The sequence below is a fragment of the Lysobacter olei genome, assembly GCF_054777355.1.
Genome location: NZ_BAAHAT010000006.1, coordinates 230538 through 247432 on the forward strand (window position 1 = coordinate 230538; position 16895 = coordinate 247432).

General features: G+C 65.3%; 13 protein-coding genes. 10 read left to right on the forward strand and 3 right to left on the reverse strand.

The genetic code is table 11. From position 1 onward, the window contains the following. Nucleotides 1-94: 94 nt before the first annotated feature. The 7 genes from greA to ACYVBS_RS11030 all read left to right on the forward strand — a co-directional run bounded on the left by greA (nucleotide 95) and on the right by ACYVBS_RS11030 (nucleotide 9614). The gene (gene greA, locus ACYVBS_RS11000) at nucleotides 95-571 is read left to right on the forward strand and encodes a transcription elongation factor GreA (RefSeq protein ID WP_460823640.1); all 477 of its coding nucleotides are present in this window, start codon (nucleotides 95-97) and stop codon (nucleotides 569-571) included. Nucleotides 572-574: 3 nt separating this feature from the next. Continuing rightward, entirely contained in the window at nucleotides 575-1564 is a 990-nt protein-coding gene (locus tag ACYVBS_RS11005) for a phosphoglycerate mutase (RefSeq protein WP_460823642.1), read from the forward strand. Beyond that, nucleotides 1561-3276, forward strand: a complete 1716-nt coding sequence (gene recJ / locus ACYVBS_RS11010; RefSeq protein ID WP_460823644.1) for a single-stranded-DNA-specific exonuclease RecJ — start codon at nucleotides 1561-1563, stop codon at nucleotides 3274-3276. The genes ACYVBS_RS11005 and recJ overlap by 4 nt, the downstream gene beginning before the upstream one ends. Nucleotides 3277-3383: 107 nt before the next feature. Continuing rightward, nucleotides 3384-4512 (forward strand): peptide chain release factor 2 gene (gene prfB, locus ACYVBS_RS11015; RefSeq protein ID WP_460823645.1). Its coding sequence is split into 2 segments (ribosomal slippage): nucleotides 3384-3458 and nucleotides 3460-4512, totalling 1128 coding nucleotides; the frame shifts between segments, so codons are not numbered across the junction. Between the two features lie 229 nt (nucleotides 4513-4741). Next, nucleotides 4742-6262 (forward strand): lysine--tRNA ligase, encoded by a 1521-nt coding sequence (gene lysS / locus ACYVBS_RS11020; RefSeq protein ID WP_460823647.1) that lies wholly within the window; start codon nucleotides 4742-4744, stop codon nucleotides 6260-6262. A gap of 106 nt (nucleotides 6263-6368) precedes the next feature. After that, nucleotides 6369-7427 (forward strand): HD domain-containing phosphohydrolase, encoded by a 1059-nt coding sequence (locus tag ACYVBS_RS11025; RefSeq protein WP_460823648.1) that lies wholly within the window; start codon nucleotides 6369-6371, stop codon nucleotides 7425-7427. Nucleotides 7428-7430: 3 nt separating this feature from the next. After that, complete coding sequence (locus tag ACYVBS_RS11030; RefSeq protein WP_460823649.1) at nucleotides 7431-9614, forward strand: ATP-binding protein; 2184 nt, start codon at nucleotides 7431-7433, stop codon at nucleotides 9612-9614. Between the two features lie 15 nt (nucleotides 9615-9629). On the opposite strand, the gene ACYVBS_RS11035 is transcribed toward ACYVBS_RS11030, so the two are convergent. Beyond that, nucleotides 9630-10499 (reverse strand): crotonase/enoyl-CoA hydratase family protein, encoded by an 870-nt coding sequence (locus ACYVBS_RS11035; protein WP_460823651.1) that lies wholly within the window; start codon nucleotides 10497-10499, stop codon nucleotides 9630-9632. 140 nt (nucleotides 10500-10639) lie between these two features. Further along, nucleotides 10640-12319 (reverse strand): long-chain fatty acid--CoA ligase, encoded by a 1680-nt coding sequence (locus tag ACYVBS_RS11040; protein WP_460823652.1) that lies wholly within the window; start codon nucleotides 12317-12319, stop codon nucleotides 10640-10642. 263 nt (nucleotides 12320-12582) lie between these two features. Between ACYVBS_RS11040 and ACYVBS_RS11045 the strand changes: the two genes are divergently transcribed. Further along, nucleotides 12583-12918 carry a nuclear transport factor 2 family protein gene (locus tag ACYVBS_RS11045; protein ID WP_460823653.1) on the forward strand — a complete coding sequence of 112 codons (336 nt, stop codon included), beginning with the start codon at nucleotides 12583-12585 and terminating at the stop codon, nucleotides 12916-12918. A gap of 138 nt (nucleotides 12919-13056) precedes the next feature. Here ACYVBS_RS11045 and acnA read toward each other — a convergent pair whose 3' ends face one another. Beyond that, nucleotides 13057-15960: an aconitate hydratase AcnA gene (gene acnA / locus ACYVBS_RS11050; RefSeq protein ID WP_460823654.1), complete on the reverse strand. Its 2904-nt coding sequence runs from the start codon at nucleotides 15958-15960 to the stop codon at nucleotides 13057-13059. Nucleotides 15961-16124: 164 nt separating this feature from the next. Between acnA and ACYVBS_RS11055 the strand changes: the two genes are divergently transcribed. Both ACYVBS_RS11055 and ACYVBS_RS11060 read left to right on the forward strand, forming a co-directional pair. Beyond that, a complete protein-coding gene (locus tag ACYVBS_RS11055; RefSeq protein WP_144813015.1) occupies nucleotides 16125-16370 on the forward strand; it encodes an AbrB/MazE/SpoVT family DNA-binding domain-containing protein in 246 nt (81 codons plus the stop codon). 15 nt (nucleotides 16371-16385) lie between these two features. Further along, complete coding sequence (locus ACYVBS_RS11060; RefSeq protein WP_144813017.1) at nucleotides 16386-16787, forward strand: type II toxin-antitoxin system VapC family toxin; 402 nt, start codon at nucleotides 16386-16388, stop codon at nucleotides 16785-16787. Nucleotides 16788-16895 lie beyond the last annotated feature (108 nt).

Consider the following 16895-nt stretch of genomic DNA (forward strand, 5'->3'; position numbering starts at 1 on the left):
GTGCACAATCTGAACCCGTAACCGCCGGCCTCCTGCCGGCGGGCTCATTGGATGAAACGCGCTGGCGCCTGCGCTGGCACGAGGATTTTTTGCAATGCGAGCACCCATCACCATGAAAGGCGCGCAACGCCTGCGCGCCGAGCTGGAAGAACTGAAGTCGGTCAAGCGACCGGCCGTGATCAACGCCATTTCCGAAGCGCGCGCCCATGGCGACCTGAAGGAAAACGCCGAGTACCACGCCGCGCGCGAACAGCAGGGCTTCATCGAAGGCCGCATCAAGCAGCTTGAAGCCGAGCTGTCGCATGCCCAGGTGATCGACGTGGCCTCGCTCAATGCCGGTTCGCGCGTCGTTTTTGGCGCGACGGTGGAATTGGCCGACGTGGATACCGACGAAGCCAAGACCTACCAGATCGTGGGTGACTTGGAGGCCGACATCAAGCAGGGGTGGATCGCCATTTCCTCGCCCGTGGCACGTGCCCTCATCGGCAAGCACGAGGGTGACAGCATCACGATCGAAGCGCCGGGTGGCACGCGCGAATACGAGATCGTGGCGGTTCGCTACCTCGGCTGACCGATGAAGACTGCGACGCTGCTGCTGCCGGCTCGTGCGCGACTGGCGCAGCAGCGCCTTCCCCAGGGGCTGGCCGCGCGGCTGGCGCGTGCGGACCGCGTCTCCGATGCGGGTAATGGCAACGGTCTTGGGCAGATGGGACGGGTGCTGGATGTAGTGCCCCGCGTTTGGCCTGTGGCCGCCGCCACCCGCCAACGCGACGCAGGCGATGCACTGGGTGCGGCTTGGCTGCGCGCCGACCCGGCGTATGTTCGCCCGGACATCAACGGCGCCAGGTTGCTGGCCCACGGTCCCGCACTGTCGCTCACCGCGGAGGATGTGGAGGCATTCCTGCCTGCGTTGCGCCCGTTGTTCGGCGATGTCGGTTTCCTCATCGATGCTCCAGTCCCTTCGCGCTGGTACCTGCGGATGCCTGCGGGAGCGAAGCTGCCGACCTTTGTGCCGCCGGAAGTCGCGCTGGGCGACGACGTGTTCGACCACCTGCCGGGCGCCAACGCGGAAGAGGGTGGTGAAGGACGTCGCTGGCGAGCGCTGCTGAGCGAGGCGCAGGTGGTCCTTCACAACCATCCCCGCAATGCCGAGCGCGCAGGCGCCGGCTTGGCCCCTGTGAATTCGCTGTGGTTCTGGGGGGCGGGCCCCCTGCCGGGAACCGTCCGCAGTCAATTCCTGCATGTCGCAAGCGATGACGACGCCTTGGCCGCGATGGCGCTGCTGGCAGGAGCCAGGATCTCGACACTGCCGCCTGCTTGGCCGTCCCAGCATCCCTCGCCCTTGCACTCCGGGGACGAGGGAATGCCCATCTTGTTCGACTTGCGGCACGTGCGAGACCTGGCGGCCCTCGAACAGGACTGGTTGGCGCCGCTGCATGCCGACCTGAACGCCGGGTACCTGGATCGGGCCACGCTTGATTTTGCGGACGACCAGGCATTCGTCCTCGCCCCCGGCCAGCGTTGGCGGTTCTGGCGTCGCGCATTGGAGTCGCTCGACGCATGAGGCCCACGTCCAGGCTGCGCCGCCGCGCGGAATTGGTGACCGGGGAGTGGCCCGAACGCATCCCGCCGCTGCTGCGCCGTGTGTATTCGGCGCGCGGCGCCAGCAATATTGAGCAGGCCCAACCGCGCCTCGCGCAGCTTCTGCTCCCTGACCTGCTGGGAGGGATGGATGCAGCGACCGCACTGCTCGCTGACGCGATAGCGCGCGACCGCCACATCGTCGTGGTCGGTGATTTCGATTGCGACGGCGCGACCGCTTGCGCCGTTGGCGTGCGCGGGCTGCGCATGCTCGGCGCTCGACACGTATCGCACGCCGTCCCCAACCGGATCGTGCACGGCTACGGTCTGTCGCCCGCGCTGGTGGAGGAACTGGCGGTCCTCAAGCCCGACCTGGTGGTCACCGTGGACCATGGCATCGCCTGCCATCCCGGTATCACTGCGGCCAAGGCGAAGGGCTGGCAGGTGCTGGTGACCGACCATCACCTGCCGGGGGAAAGACTTCCCCCGGCGGATGCCATCGTCAATCCCAACCTGCCCGGGGATCGCTTTCCCAGCAAGGTCATGGCCGGCGTGGGCGTAATGTTTTACGTGCTGCTGGCGTTGCGCCGTCGTCTTCGCGACAGCAGCGTGATCAGCGGCGCTGGCCCCGACCTGGCGGCGCTGCTGGATCTGGTTGCGGTCGGGACTGTTGCCGACCTTGTTCCACTGGACACGAACAACCGTGCGCTCGTGGCTGCAGGCCTGCGGCGGTTGCGGGCAGGGCAGGGGTGCGCTGGCCTGCAGGCCTTGGCCGAGGTGGCGCAGCGCGATCCCGGACGTTTGACCGCTGCCGACATTGGCTATGCCATCGGTCCGCGGATCAACGCGGCAGGGCGGCTGGAAGACATGGCGCTGGGCATCGAATGCCTGCTTACTGACAGCCTCGAGCAGGCCCGGAGCATGGCCGCCACGCTTGATGCGATCAATGGCGAGCGCCGCAGCAAGCAACAGCAGATGACCGACGAGGCCGCGGCCGCGGTGGCCCGCGTGACACTCGCGGACGGCGCCGTGCCGGTTTCGCTGTGCCTGTTCGATGCCGAGTGGCACCCGGGCGTGGTCGGGCTGGTCGCTTCGAAGATCAAGGAGCGCGTGCATCGGCCCGTGGTGGCCTTCGCGCCCGCGGAGCCGGGCAGTCCGATGCTTCGCGGCTCCGCGCGTTCGATCCCTGGCTATCACATCCGCGATGCCATCGCCGACGTGGACAGTCGCCATCCGGGCCTGATCGAGCGCTTTGGCGGCCACGCGATGGCGGCGGGATTGTCCTTGCATGCCGAGGCGCTGCCCGCGTTCGAGGTGGCATTCCGCGAACGTGCGACGGCGGTGCTGACGCCGGAACTGCTGGAGGTGGATGTGCTTTCCGATGGCTCACTGGCGGACGGGGAGTTTAGCCGGGCCAGCGCCGAGGCCCTTCGTGATGCCGGACCGTGGGGGCAGGGATTCCCCGAGCCGCAGTTCGACGGCGAATTCGATGTATTGCAGTGGCGGGTGATCGCCGAACGCCACCTTAAGCTGGAACTGGGCCATGCCGGCCGCCGCCTCAATGCCATCGAGTTCGGCGGCTGGACGGGGGTGCCCCCGGGGGGGCGAATCCGCATTGCCTACCGGCTGGAGCCCGATGACTACCGTGGCGGTGATGCCGTGCAATTGGTGATCACGCATCGTGAGCCGGCCTGAACGCCTTGCGCCTGCTCCAGTCCAAAGGGTTCAGCGGCGCCTGAACTGCCTCTGGGCTTGCTAGAATTACAGGTTCATCACCGCAAGCAGTCAAACGGACACCCAGCATGATCGAGCTGAATCCCGTCCGCCAGCGAATCGCCGACCTTCGGGAACGGCTGGATTCGCTGAGGGGGTATCTTTGACTTCGATGGCAAGGTTGAACGCCTCGAAGAAGTAAACCGCGAACTGGAAAGCCCCGACGTCTGGAACGACGCCGAGCGGGCCCAGGCGCTTGGGCGCGAGCGTGCGTCACTGGACAAGGTGGTCACGGGTATCCGCACCTTGACCGACGGTCTGGTGGGCGCCAACGAGTTGCTCGAACTGGCGGAGATGGAGAACGACGAGGGCACCGCGCTGGCCGTGGTGGACGACGTCGACACCTTCGCCAAGGACGTGGAGAAGCTGGAGTTCCAGCGCATGTTCTCCGGCAAGATGGACTCGGCCAATGCCTTCATCGACATCCAGGCGGGTGCCGGCGGAACCGAGGCCCAGGACTGGGCGGAAATCCTGCTGCGCATGTACCTGCGTTGGTGCGAGTCGCGGGGCTGGAAGACCGAGTTGATGGAAGCCAGCGGTGGCGACGTGGCGGGCATCAAGTCCGCGACCGTGCGCGTCGAGGGCGATTTTGCCTATGGCTGGCTGAAGACCGAAACCGGCGTGCACCGGCTGGTGCGCAAGTCGCCGTTCGATTCCGATAACCGCCGCCATACCTCGTTCACGTCGGTGTTCGTGTCGCCGGAAGTCGATGACAGCTTCGAGATCGACATCAATCCCGCAGACCTGAGGACGGACGTTTACCGTTCGTCCGGCGCCGGTGGCCAGCACGTGAACAAGACCGAGTCGGCGGTGCGCATCACGCACGTCCCGACCGGCATTGTCGTGGCCTGCCAGACCGGCCGCAGCCAGCACCAGAACCGCGACAACGCGATGAAGATGCTGGCGGCCAAGTTGTACGAACTGGAGATGCAGAAGCGCAATGCCGAAAAGGATGCGCTGGAAGCGACCAAGGCCGACATCGGCTGGGGCAGCCAGATTCGCAACTACGTGCTGGACCAGAGCCGCATCAAGGATCTGCGTACGGGCGTGGAGCGCAGCGACACCCAGAAGGTGCTCGACGGCGATCTGGACGAGTTCGTCGAGGCCAGCCTGAAGGCCGGCCTGGAAGTAGGCTCGAAACGCGCCGACATGGCCTGACGAGGGCGGTGGGGCGCGAGTCCCGCCGGGCCGTTGTGGCCCTTGGGGCGGAATGCCCGCGACAACCGACGGGGTGGCGCCGAGCCTTCCGGCCCGTCAGGATGGAACCCGTCGCTGGGCGCCCTGGCCGACCCCACGGGCGACCGGGCCCGCCCGACTTGCCCGACCTGCCAGACGGCCTCCCTGTAACTGAAACAGTTTTTCACGGAATTTCCTGAGCCCTACTGCGATGACCGACCAGACCAGCCCCGCCCAGACGCCCGCCGATGAGAACTTCCTGATCGCGGAACGTCGCGCCAAACTCACGGCGATCCGCGGGCAGGGTGTCGCGTTTCCCAATGACTTCAAGCGCCACGACTATGCGGGCGACCTGCAGAGCGCCTACGCCGACCGCGACGCCTGGACCGCCGAGGCGCTGGAAGCCAAGGCCCAGAAGGTCGCGGTGGCCGGACGCATCCTGCTGAAGCGCGTGATGGGCAAGGCCAGCTTCGTCCAGATCCAGGACGAGTCAGGCCGCATCCAGCTGTTCCTGCAGGCCAACGCGCTGGGCGAAACCTACGAGGCCTTCAAGGGCTGGGACGTGGGTGACATCGTCGGTGCCGAAGGCTTCGTCACCCGCACCAAGACCGGTGAGTTGTCGATCCGGGCCGAGTCGCTTCGCCTGCTGACCAAGGCCCTGCGCCCGCTGCCGGACAAGTTCCACGGTCTGGCGGATGTCGAGCAGCGCTATCGTCAGCGTTACGTCGACCTGGTCGTCAATCCCGAGGCGCGTGACGTCTTCTTCAAGCGCAGCAAGATCATCCGCGAGATGCGTGCGTGGCTGGATGCCCGCCGCTTCCTCGAGGTCGAGACGCCGATGATGCATTACATCCCCGGCGGCGCCACGGCCAAGCCCTTCGTGACCCACCACAACGCGCTGGATCTGCAGCTCTACCTGCGCGTGGCGCCGGAGCTGTACCTCAAGCGGCTGGTCGTGGGCGGCATGGAGCGCGTGTACGAGATCAACCGCAACTTCCGCAACGAGGGCGTGTCGACCCGACACAATCCCGAGTTCACCATGCTTGAGCTGTACGAGGCCTATGCCACGTACACCGAGATCATGGACCTGACCGAGGGCGTGATCCGGGACGTGGCCCAGACCGTGCTGGGCACCACCGAGGTGGACTGGGACGGCAATACGATTGACCTGGGGCCGACCTTCCGTCGCTGGTCGATGACCGATGCGGTGCTGGAACACAACCCTGAGATCAGCCGCGAGGACCTGCGCGACGTCGAGAAGATGCGCGCCCATTGCGCCCGCCTGAAGATCCCGGTGAAGTCCTCGTTCGGTTGGGGAAAGCTGCTGCTGGAGGTCTTCGAGAAGACCGTTGAGCATACCCTGGTCCAGCCGACGTTCATCACCGACCATCCGGTGGAAGTCAGTCCGCTGGCCCGCGCCAACGACCACGATCCGGAGCTGACCGACCGCTTCGAGCTGTTCATTGGTGGCAAGGAGCTGGCAAACGGCTTCTCGGAGCTCAATGATCCGGAGGACCAGGCGGCGCGCTTCCAGGCGCAGGTGGAGGCCAAGGCGGGCGGTGACGACGAGGCCATGCACTTCGACTCGGATTACATCCGTGCGCTGGAGGTGGGCCTTCCCCCAACCGGCGGTCTGGGCATCGGCATCGACCGCCTGGTGATGCTGCTGACGGGGTCGTCCTCGATTCGCGATGTCCTGCTGTTCCCCTATATGCGCCCAGAACAGGGCTGAATCCCACCCCCCCGTCAACGCCAAGGAGTGGCTGCATGTATCCCGACGTGAAGATATGCTGGGCCGTGAGTGCTGCCCCCATGGCGGCACAAAGGCAGGTATCTGAGTGAATGTAGTCATCGTCGATGACCAGCCATCCGCCCGCACGATGCTGCGGCGGATCATCGAAGACATCACCCCCGAATTGAAGGTGCACGATTTCGGTGAGCCGGAGACGGCGCTGGCGTGGTGCGAAGGGGGGCAGTCAGATCTGCTGCTCCTCGATTACCGCATGCCGGGGATGGACGGACTTGAGTTTGCCCGCCGCTTCCGCCGTCGCCCGACCCATCGCGACGTACCCATCATCCTGGTCACCGTCGTGGGCGACGAACCCGTCCGCCAGGCCGCGTTGGATGCGGGCGTGATCGATTTCCTGGTGAAGCCCGTGCGCCCGCGCGAGCTGCGGGCGCGATGCCGCAACCTGCTGCACCTGCGGCAGCAGTCGGAGACCGTGAAGCTGCGCGCGCTCTCGTTGGAGCAGCGGTTGCTGGCCAGCATGCATGAGGTCGAGCAGCGCGAGCGCGAGACCCTGTCACGTCTGGCACGGGCGATCGAACTTCGGGACACGGGCACCAGCGTGTACCTGGAGCGCATGGCGCATGTCGCTGGTCTTATCGCCGAGGAAATGGGGCTTTCGGAAGACGAGGCGAGCCTGATCGAGCTGGCCGCCCCCTTGCACGACGTGGGCAAGATCGCGATTCCCGATTCGGTGCTGCTCAAGGCCGGCCCGCTCAACGACGAGGAACGGGCCGTGATGCGCACCCACCCGGGCATTGGCCACCACCTCCTCAGCGGTAGCCACAACCGGTTCATCCAGCTTGGGGCGACTATCGCGTTGCGCCATCACGAGCGCTTTGACGGTTCCGGGTATCCAGACGGCCTCGTCGGCGCCGATATACCGTTGGAAGCAAGGATCGTGGCGACGGCGGACGTGTTCGATGCGCTGCTGTCGCCCAGGCCGTACAAACACGCATGGACCATTGAGGACACCTTGAGCTACCTGGGTTCGGAGCGAGGTCGCCTTTTCGATCCGGACTGCGTCGACGTGCTGCTGGGCGCCCGCGATCGCCTGCATGCCATCTGCCTGCGCTACTCGAAGGGCAGCCACCAGCCCGACACGGAGTGACGGATGAACCACCCCCTGGCTTGGCTCAAGTTGCGCCTCGCGCAGCGGACGGATAGTGAGCACGGCCAGGCCATGGTGCGCCTGGCCGTGTTGTCGGTCGTGCTGTTCTATCTGATGTTGGGTGGCGTCCGTGGCGCCATGCCGGACGCGATCTACCATGACGTGCTGGCAATGGTCGCCACCGGCTTCGGCATCGGTGCCATGTTGCTGGGATGGATCGTCGTCGTACCGGCGCGTTCCCACTGGCGACGCGCCCTGGGGATGATGGCGGACTACGGGTTGATGGCTGCGGCGATGGTTCGCATGGGCGAACCGTTGGCCTGGGTGTACGTCATCCTGATGTGGGTGACGGTCGGTAACGGCCTGCGTTTTGGCAACCGTTATCTGGCCGCGGCGGTCGCCGTGGCGACCGCATCGTTCGGACTGGTCATCTCGGTGACCCCGTACTGGTTGGAAAACCGGGTGCTGGCGGTTGGGCTGCTGCTGGGACTGATTGCGATTCCGATGTACCTGTCCGGGTTGTTGCGCGCCCTGACGCGGGCCACCGACGAGGCCCGGCGAGCCAGCGAAGCCAAGTCCCGATTCCTGGCCAACATGAGCCACGAGTTCCGCACTCCGCTCAACGGGCTTGCCGGCATGTCGGAGTTGCTGGCCACGACCCGTCTGGACGATGAGCAGCGCGAATGCGTCAACACCATCCGTGCATCGACCCAGTCGTTGCTGGCGTTGGTTCAGGACGTGCTGGACATCTCGGCCATTGAGGCCGGCAAGCTCAAGCTGGACGTCACGGAGTTCTCGCCTCGTGACTTGATCGACAGCATTGAGTTGATCCTGTCTCCCCAAGCCCGTGCAAAGCGCCTGCGTTTCACGACCTCGTTGGATGACGCGATCCCGCCGCTGCTGCAAGGCGACGTTGCGCATCTGCGCCAAGTCCTGCTGAACCTCGCGGGCAATGCGGTGAAGTTCACGCAGCAGGGAACCGTGAGCCTGAGCGCCACCACGGTGGGGGGCGTCGATGGCCGCGTCCGTCTGCGATTCACGGTGACCGATACCGGCATGGGGGTCTCGGACTCAGTGCGTCACCGGTTGTTCGAAGCCTTCGAGCAGGCGGACTCCAGCCTTGGCCGACGGTACGGGGGCACGGGCCTGGGCACGACCATTGCCAAGGGCCTGACCGAGGCCATGGGCGGCACCATCGGCTTTGAGAGTGCCGAAGGACGCGGCAGTCGTTTCTGGGTCGAGCTGCCGTTCGATCTGTCGGCACGCGCGGCCGTGGACCCTGCCTCCGAGCCGGACGACGACGCGCAGGTGGTGGCACAGGTCAGTGCCAGCCAGCAGGGCGTCAACGTCATTGCCTTCTCCGATCCATTCCTGCGACACCGTGCGCGCGTGCGCAGCATGCGCCTGCTGATCGCCGACGACCACGCTGCCAACCGCCTGGTATTGGAGCGCCTGCTGCGCAAGGCCGGGCATCGTGTGACCTGCGTCGACAGCGGCGAGGACGTCCTCTCGGCGATGGAACAGTCGGAGTTCGATGCCGCAATCGTGGACCTGCACATGCCGGACATGAGCGGCCTGGACCTGCTCCATCACCTGAGGGTGCTGCAGGCGGGCGCGGCCACCAAGACCCCCGTGATGGTACTCAGCGCCGACGTGACGCCGGACGCCATCGATGCGTGCCGCCGGGCGGGCGCGTGGGAGTTCCTCGCAAAGCCCATCGCCACGTCGCGCTTGCTGGAGGTGTTGGGCAACCTTGCCAACGGCGTGGCTCCCACCGCAACGCCGGTCTTGGCCCGAGGGGAGGGAGGACTGTCAGCGGATGTCTTCGATCCGGGCGTGCTGGACGAGCTTCGTTCGTTGGGGCTGGGGGAATCGTTTGAGCGTGAGTTCATCGTCCAGTGCCTCCGCGATGCGGAAGAATGCCTGATGCAGCTCAATCATTCCGGCGACCAAGGCCAATGGGGCCGGATCCGCGAGCATGCGCACGCCCTCAAGGGCGTGGCGAGCAATCTGGGATTGATGCGCTTGGCGTCCGCCGCCGGAGAAGTGATGCGCATGCAGGACTGGCAGCTCTCCCGCGATTGGCGTCAGCACGCCATCAAGCTCGGTGAGCAGCTGTCCCTTGGGCGATCAGCGCTGGATCGACGTGCCCAGGCTTTGGGCGCGAGCGGAGAGAACGCGCCCTGAAGCCTTGCCCGGTCGTCATTCGACCGTGCCCGAGGCGCGTCGGGATTGCGCCCGGACGATGCGCTCCATTGTGCGCAGGGAGCGGTCGCTGAGCTGAAGCGCCGCGTCCACCCACACCTCGGTGATCTGCATCAACTCCTCGCGTTCGACCGGCTGCGACAGGGCACGCACGCGGTTGAGGGCGCGATGTGCGTGCGGCGCGCGCTGCTGCTGCCGGATGAGCTCGCGCACGGCTTGTTCGCCGTGTCCCTTTGGCACCAGCACGTCGACAATGCCCAACGCGTACAACTCGTCGCTGGTGTAGACGCGGCCTTCGAGAATGATGCGTTCGGCCAGTTGCGGGCTGACACGGCGCGAAAGGAAGGAATAGGCGCCCATGCCCGGGAACAAGCCGAACAGCACTTCCGGCAGCCCCATGTCCACACCTTGCTCGGCGACGATGGTATGGCACGACAGCGCCAGCTCGAGGCCGCCTCCCAGCGCGTCGCCCTGGACGAGGGCGATCGTGCGGAAGTCGCCACCCAGTCCGGTGTGGAACTGGAAAACCCCTTCAACACAGCTCTGCGCATACGCGAGTAGTTCGCTCCTGTTCCCAGCCCGGATCAGTTGTCCGAACAGCTCAAGGTCGCCGCCGAGGTTGAAGGCCTGCGCGGCGGAGGCGATGACCAGGTGGCGCAGGCGTGGCGCCTCGGGTGCTTCGTTCGGCGTGACGATGGACGCGAGATAGGCATGCATGTCCACCATCAGCTCGGTACGAAAGCACGGGCGCACGCCGGGTCGCGCGTCCGCGTGCATGTACATCCAGACTTCGTTTCCAGCTTCGTCGGTTTCGATCTCGACAGTGGGGTAGGGGCGAGCGCGGGAGTACTTTTCGATGACGTTCATGATGAGCTCCTCAGTGATGGCGGTGTTTCGGTTTCGGGGTTGACACGCAGGACCGTTCCGATGCTACACCTCGAAAAGGACGCCAAACGAAAAGGCCCCTCGTAGAGGGGCCTCTCGTGGTCAAGCCGTTGGAACGTGACTCAATGAGTGGCGTGCTCCTCGCGCAATTCACGCCGCAGGATCTTGCCGACATTGGTCTTAGGAAGCTCCTTCCGGAACTCAACGATCTTCGGCTGTTTGTAGCCCGTCAGGTTTTCGCGGGCATGTGCCTTGACCTGTTCGGCGGTCAGGCTGGGGTCCTTCTTCACGATCACCACCTTGACCGCTTCGCCCGATTTTTCATCCAGCACGCCAACCGCGGCCACTTCAAGCACGCCTGGCATCATCGCGATCACGTCCTCGACTTCGTTCGGGTACACGTTGAAGCCCGACACCAGGATCATGTCCTTCTTGCGGTCGACCACATAGAAATAGCCCTTTTCGTCCATGCGGGCCATGTCGCCGGTGTGCAGCCAGCCGTCGGCGTCCATCACCGCCGCCGTCTCTTCCGGCCGCTGCCAGTAGCCCTTCATGACCTGTGGCCCCTTGATGCACAGTTCGCCGACCTCACCCTGCGGGAGCGTGTTGCCGGCTTCATCCTTGATGCAGGCATCGGTGGAGGGAATCGGCAGGCCAATGGCACCGTTGTATTCCTCCAGCGTCATCGGATTGATACACGCGGCCGGTGAGGTTTCCGTCAGCCCGTAAGCCTCGACCAGCGTGCAACCGGTGACCTTCTTCCATCGCTCCGCCACCGAGCGTTGGACGGCCATGCCGCCACCCAGGGTGAGGTGCAGACGGGAGAAGTCGATCTCGTCAAAGCCAGGAGTATTGAGCAGTCCGTTGAACAGCGTGTTCACGCCGGTGATGGCGGTGAAGGGCACGCTCTTGAGCTCCTTCACGAAGCCCTGCATGTCGCGCGGATTGGTGATCATGTAGTTCAGGCTGCCGAACTTCATGAAGACCAGGCCGTTCGCCGTCAGCGCGAAGATGTGGTACAGCGGCAGGGCGGTGACAATGATCTCCTCGCCCATCTTGACGTTGCCGCCGACCCACGCCGCCGCCTGCTGCATGTTTGCCACCAGGTTGCGGTGGGTGAGCATCGCCCCCTTGGCCACGCCCGTCGTGCCGCCGGTGTATTGCAGGAAGGCGATGTCACCGGACTCGATGTCCACGTCCGGCAGTGTGTGCATCTGGCCGAGCGTCAGCGCGTCCCGGAAACGGATGGCGCCAGGAATGTCGTAATCCGGCACCATCTTCTTCACGTACTTCAGGACGAAGTTGACGATCGCTCCCTTGGGGAAGCTGAGCATGTCGCCCAAGCCGGTGGTGATCACCTGCTTGACCTGGGTGTCGGCGAGCACTTCCTGCACCGTGTGCCCAAAGTTGTCCATGACGAGGACGGCACTGGCACCCGAGTCGACGAGCTGATGCTTGAGCTCGCGCGCGGTGTACATGGGGTTGGTGTTGACCACCGTCAGGCCCGCTCGGAGGATGCCGAACGTCGCAATCGGGTACTGCAGGCAGTTGGGCATCATGATCGCGACGCGATCGCCTTTCTTGAGCTTGAGTTCGCCCAACAGGTAGGCGGCGAACTGCGCGCTCAGCTGGTCGATCTCGCTGTAGGTCAGCGTCTTTCCCAGATTGGCGAACGCCGGGCGGTCACGGAAGTTGGCGATCGCGGCATCGAGCACCGAGACGATGGACGGAAACTCATCGACGTCGACATCCGCCGGGATTCCTGACGGATATTGGGCCAGCCACGGTCGAGCATTGGTCATCGCGATCCCCTCTTATCGCTTGATTCATCGCCGCTCGGCGCGCGGATTCGCAGCCGTACGGTCTTTGTCAGGATTGGAGCATAGGGTGCTGGGGCTGGCAAGGCACCGCGCGGCCCTTTAGCGTTGGGATGGACGAACGCGTGGTGGAGCAGAGTTCCTTGGGAAGATTCAGTAGAGCCATCCGGTCGGTCGCCGGCGTTCTCGTGCTGGTGGGTTGCTCCGGCACACCGCCAGAGGAACGGCTTCGAAATGAAATTGCTGCGATGCAGCAGGATCTGGAGTCGCGCAACGCCGGCGCACTGACCGAGCGGGTGGCGGAGGATTTTGTGGGACCCGAGGGCATGGATCGGATGGCGTTGCGCCGTACCGCCCAAGCGGCCTTCCTGCGCTACCGCTCGGTGGGCGTGACCCTCGGTCCGACGCAGGTGGACATGTCCGCTGACGGCCGTCATGCCACGGTGCAGTTCACTGCCGCGCTCACCGGGGGCGACGGCGCGTTGTTGCCCGAGAGCGCCCGCCTGTATCAGGTCGAGAGTGGGTGGCGCCTGGAGGGAAAAGACTGGCAGCTCACCAGCCTGCGTTGGGATGGGGCGCAATAACGACGGCCCAGTTCCGCGGTCGGCGCCCATGGCTGTGGGCCACCGAGGACCTGGGCAACCCGGGCACGGGGATGCCCGGGCTGCAGCCGCGTTGCGGCTCCTGTAACGGCATCGCCTGGTCAATGACAGTGGCGATGCCTAGGCGGCCGTGCGTGATGCCAGGTGGCGGAGCACGTAATGCAGGATGCCGCCGTGCCGGAAATACTCGACTTCCTTGGGGGTCAGCAGCAGCACCTTGACCTCGAAGCGCTTCTCGCTGCCATCGTCCTTGCGTGCAGTGACGGTGGCCGTGCGTGAGGCGCCGTCGGCCAGCCCGCTGATGCTGATGGTTTCCGAACCATCGAGCCCCAGCGTCTGCGCGTTGTCGCCCTCATGGAACTGCAGCGGCAGCACGCCCATGCCGACCAAGTTGGAGCGGTGGATGCGCTCGAAGCTCTCCGCTACCACGGCCTTCACCCCCAGCAGGTTGGTACCCTTGGCGGCCCAGTCGCGGCTGGAGCCGGTGCCGTATTCCTTGCCGGCAAACACCACCAGCGGCACACCGTCGTCCTTGTACTTCATGGCCGCATCATAGATGGCCATCTTTTCGGGGGCGGTACCCGCCTTGCCGTAGTACAGCGTGTTGCCGCCTTCTTCGCCGCCCAGCATCAGGTTCTTGATGCGGATGTTGGCAAACGTGCCGCGCACCATCACGTCGTCGTTGCCGCGACGGCTGCCGTAGCTGTTGAAGTCCGCCGGCTGCACCCCACGGGCTTGCAGGAAACGCCCGGCCGGTGAGTCCTTCTTGATGTTGCCCGCCGGCGAAATGTGGTCGGTGGTGATGGAATCGCCGAACACCCCCATCACGCGGGCGCCTTCGATGTCGGCGATGTGCCCGATGGCCATTGTCATGCCGTCGAAGTAGGGCGGGTTCTTGATGTAGGTGGAAGTCTCGTCCCAGTGGAAGGACTCGCCCTCCGGCGCGGCGATCTGGTTCCAGCGGCTATCGCCCTTGAACACGTCGGCATAGTTTTGTGCAAACAACTCGGGGCCGACCGTGGCAGCGATGAGGTCGCCGATCTCCTTGTTACTGGGCCACAGGTCGCGCAGGAACACCGGCGTGCCATCGGCAGTGTGTGCCAGCGGATCACGGGTCAGGTCGATGTCCACCGTGCCCGCGATGGCATACGCCACTACGAGGGGCGGCGAGGCCAGGTAGTTCATCTTCACTTCGGGGTGCACGCGGCCTTCGAAGTTGCGGTTGCCTGACAGCACCGACGCGACCACCAGGTCGTTCTCGGCAATGCCCTTGGACACCACGTCTGGCAATGGGCCCGAATTGCCGATGCAGGTGGTGCAGCCATAGCCAACCACGTAGAAGCCCAACTGCTCGAGGTCGTCGAGCAGGCCAGCCTTCTTAAGGTAGTCGGTCACCACCAGCGAGCCCGGCCCAAGCGAGGTTTTCACCCAGGGCTTGGCCTTCAAGCCAAGTTTGGCCGCGTTGCGCGCCAGCAAGCCTGCTCCCAGCATCACTGCCGGGTTGGATGTGTTGGTACACGAGGTGATGGCAGCGATCACCACCGAGCCGTCATGCAGGTACGCATCCTGGTCGTGGATGCGGATCTTCGATTGCGGCTTGGCGGCCAGGTGCTCGGCCTGCGGCTGTGCGCCGCCTTCCTCGCGGAATTCGGATTCGGCGCAGCCCGTCTTGGGTTTGCGACCTGCGATCAGGCCGGTGAGGTTTTCGTTGAAGTTGGTGCGCATCTCGCCCAGCAACACGCGGTCTTGCGGGCGCTTGGGGCCTGCGAGGGACGGCTTGACGTCACCCAGGTCCAGCGACAGGGTCGCGGAGTAGGTCGCTTCGGGTGCGCCCGGTTCGTGCCAGAGGCCCTGTGCCTTGGCATACGCCTCGACCAGCGCGATCTGGGCGTCGCTCCGGCCGGACAGGCGCAGGTAGTTCAAGGCTTCGGCATCGATCGGGAAGATGCCGCAGGTGGCGCCGTATTCGGGTGCCATGTTGGCGATGGTGGCGCGGTCGGCCAGCGGCAGGTGCTGCAGGCCGTCGCCGTAGAACTCGACGAACTTGCCCACCACGCCCAGCTTGCGCAGCATCTGGGTGACGGTGAGCACCAGGTCGGTCGCCGTGGTGCCTTCGGGCAACCGGCCGGTGAGCTTGAAGCCTACGACCTGCGGAATCAGCATCGACGACGGCTGGCCGAGCATGGCCGCCTCGGCTTCGATGCCGCCCACGCCCCAGCCCAGCACGCCGATGCCGTTGATCATGGTGGTGTGGCTGTCGGTGCCGAACACGGTGTCGGGGAAGGCCTGCCATTCGCTGCCGCCGTCACTGGTCTTGACCTCGCGCTCGACGACGACGCGGGCGAGGTTCTCCAGGTTGACCTGGTGCACGATGCCGGTGTTCGGCGGCACCACCTTGAAGTTTTCGAAGGCCTTCTGGCCCCAGCGCAGGAAGCTGTAGCGCTCCTTGTTGCGCTCGAACTCAATCTGGCCGTTGAGGTCCAATGCGTCGGGCCGGCCGAAGACGTCCACCTGCACCGAGTGGTCGATCACCAGTTCGGAGGGAATCAGCGGGTTGATCTGCTTGGGGCTGCCGCCCAGCCGGGTCACCGCATCGCGCATCGCCGCCAGGTCGACCACGCACGGCACGCCGGTGAAATCCTGCAGCACCACGCGGGCGGGCATGAAGGCGATCTCGGTGTCGGGTTCCTTGCTGGCGTTCCAGGTGGCGATGGCTTCGATGTGCTCGCGGCCGACCGTCATGCCACCGTCTTCGTGGCGCAACAGGTTCTCCAGCAGGATCTTCATGGAGTAGGGCAGCTTCGAAAGGTCGAAGCGCTCGCCCAGCGTCGGCAGGCTGTAGTAGGTCAGCGACTTGCCGTTGATCGACAACTGGCGGCGGGTGGAGAAGGAGTCGTTCATGGGGGAGGCAGCTCCTTTGGCAGGGGGCGGGCCGGCCGCGCGGGAGGCGGGCGTGGCGGGCGTCCTTGAGCACCGCAGGGAGGGCTGGTGCGGCACGACAGGCCCATTATGTCCCGGCCTCATTCAGCTTTGGTGATCCCCCGGCCGGAACGCTGCGCCCCTGCATTGGACCTTGGTCTAACGCGCCGGGAAGCCCTTGCTGCGGGCGTCCCAAGACCGGTATGCCAACTTGAGTATGAACGTTCAGGTATGTATGATTGATGCATACTTCGATGCGGAGACCGCCCATGGAAGCGACCGTTGGGGAGCGCGGCCAGATCACTTTGCCCAAGGCCGTGCGCGATGCGCTGGGCCTGGCCAAGGGAGCCCAGCTCAAGGTCGAGCTGGAGGGCAATCGCATCGTGCTGCGCAAGAGCGTGGACGACGCCATCTCCCGTGCCCGCGGCCGTTTCAAGCTTGACGGGTTCGAATCCACCGACGAAGCCATGCGCGCCATCCGTGGCCGTGCGCCGGGCGAGCCGCTCGAGTCCTGAGCAGGCGACGCCGCGATGATTGCCATCGACTCCTCCGTCCTGATCGACCTGCTGGCCAACGGCCCGCAGGCCGACGCGGCCGAAGCATGTCTCCGCCAATGCCTGGGCAACGGCCCGGTGGTGATCAGCGACGTGGCGCTGGCCGAGGTGTGCAGCGCACTGCGCGACGGTGCCGAGGCGCTGGCGGTGCTGGAGGAGATGAGCATCCGTTTCAGCGCGCTGGAATCCAAGTCGGCGCTGCGGGCTGGCGAGATGCAGCGCCGCCATCGCCAGCGCGGCGGTCCGCGCGCGCGAGCGGTGCCCGATTTCCTGATCGGCGCCCACGCACTGCTGCAGTGCGATGGCCTGATTACCCGCGACGACGGGTTTTATCGTCAGTACTTCAAGGGGCTCAAGCTGATCGTGCCAACGGCTTGAGCTTCCCACGGATTGGCCCCATGCAGGACCGGGGCCGTCCTGACGCACCTGCAACACCCGATTCGCACTACCTGTTTCGCGTCATCGCTGCATCCCCCTCAATAGCCG

Excerpts from the sequence above, each read along its gene's own strand:
- greA (WP_460823640.1), top strand. The coding sequence starts at position 95 with ATGCGAGCACCCATCACCATGAAAGGCGCGCAACGCCTGCGCGCCGAG.
- ACYVBS_RS11005 (WP_460823642.1), top strand. The coding sequence starts at position 575 with ATGAAGACTGCGACGCTGCTGCTGCCGGCTCGTGCGCGACTGGCGCAG.
- recJ (WP_460823644.1), top strand. The coding sequence starts at position 1,561 with ATGAGGCCCACGTCCAGGCTGCGCCGCCGCGCGGAATTGGTGACCGGG.
- lysS (WP_460823647.1), top strand. The coding sequence starts at position 4,742 with ATGACCGACCAGACCAGCCCCGCCCAGACGCCCGCCGATGAGAACTTC.
- ACYVBS_RS11030 (WP_460823649.1), top strand. The coding sequence starts at position 7,431 with ATGAACCACCCCCTGGCTTGGCTCAAGTTGCGCCTCGCGCAGCGGACG.
- ACYVBS_RS11035 (WP_460823651.1), bottom strand. The coding sequence starts at position 10,499 with ATGAACGTCATCGAAAAGTACTCCCGCGCTCGCCCCTACCCCACTGTC.
- ACYVBS_RS11040 (WP_460823652.1), bottom strand. The coding sequence starts at position 12,319 with ATGACCAATGCTCGACCGTGGCTGGCCCAATATCCGTCAGGAATCCCG.
- ACYVBS_RS11045 (WP_460823653.1), top strand. The coding sequence starts at position 12,583 with ATGCAGCAGGATCTGGAGTCGCGCAACGCCGGCGCACTGACCGAGCGG.
- acnA (WP_460823654.1), bottom strand. The coding sequence starts at position 15,960 with ATGAGGCCGGGACATAATGGGCCTGTCGTGCCGCACCAGCCCTCCCTG.
- ACYVBS_RS11055 (WP_144813015.1), top strand. The coding sequence starts at position 16,125 with ATGGAAGCGACCGTTGGGGAGCGCGGCCAGATCACTTTGCCCAAGGCC.
- ACYVBS_RS11060 (WP_144813017.1), top strand. The coding sequence starts at position 16,386 with ATGATTGCCATCGACTCCTCCGTCCTGATCGACCTGCTGGCCAACGGC.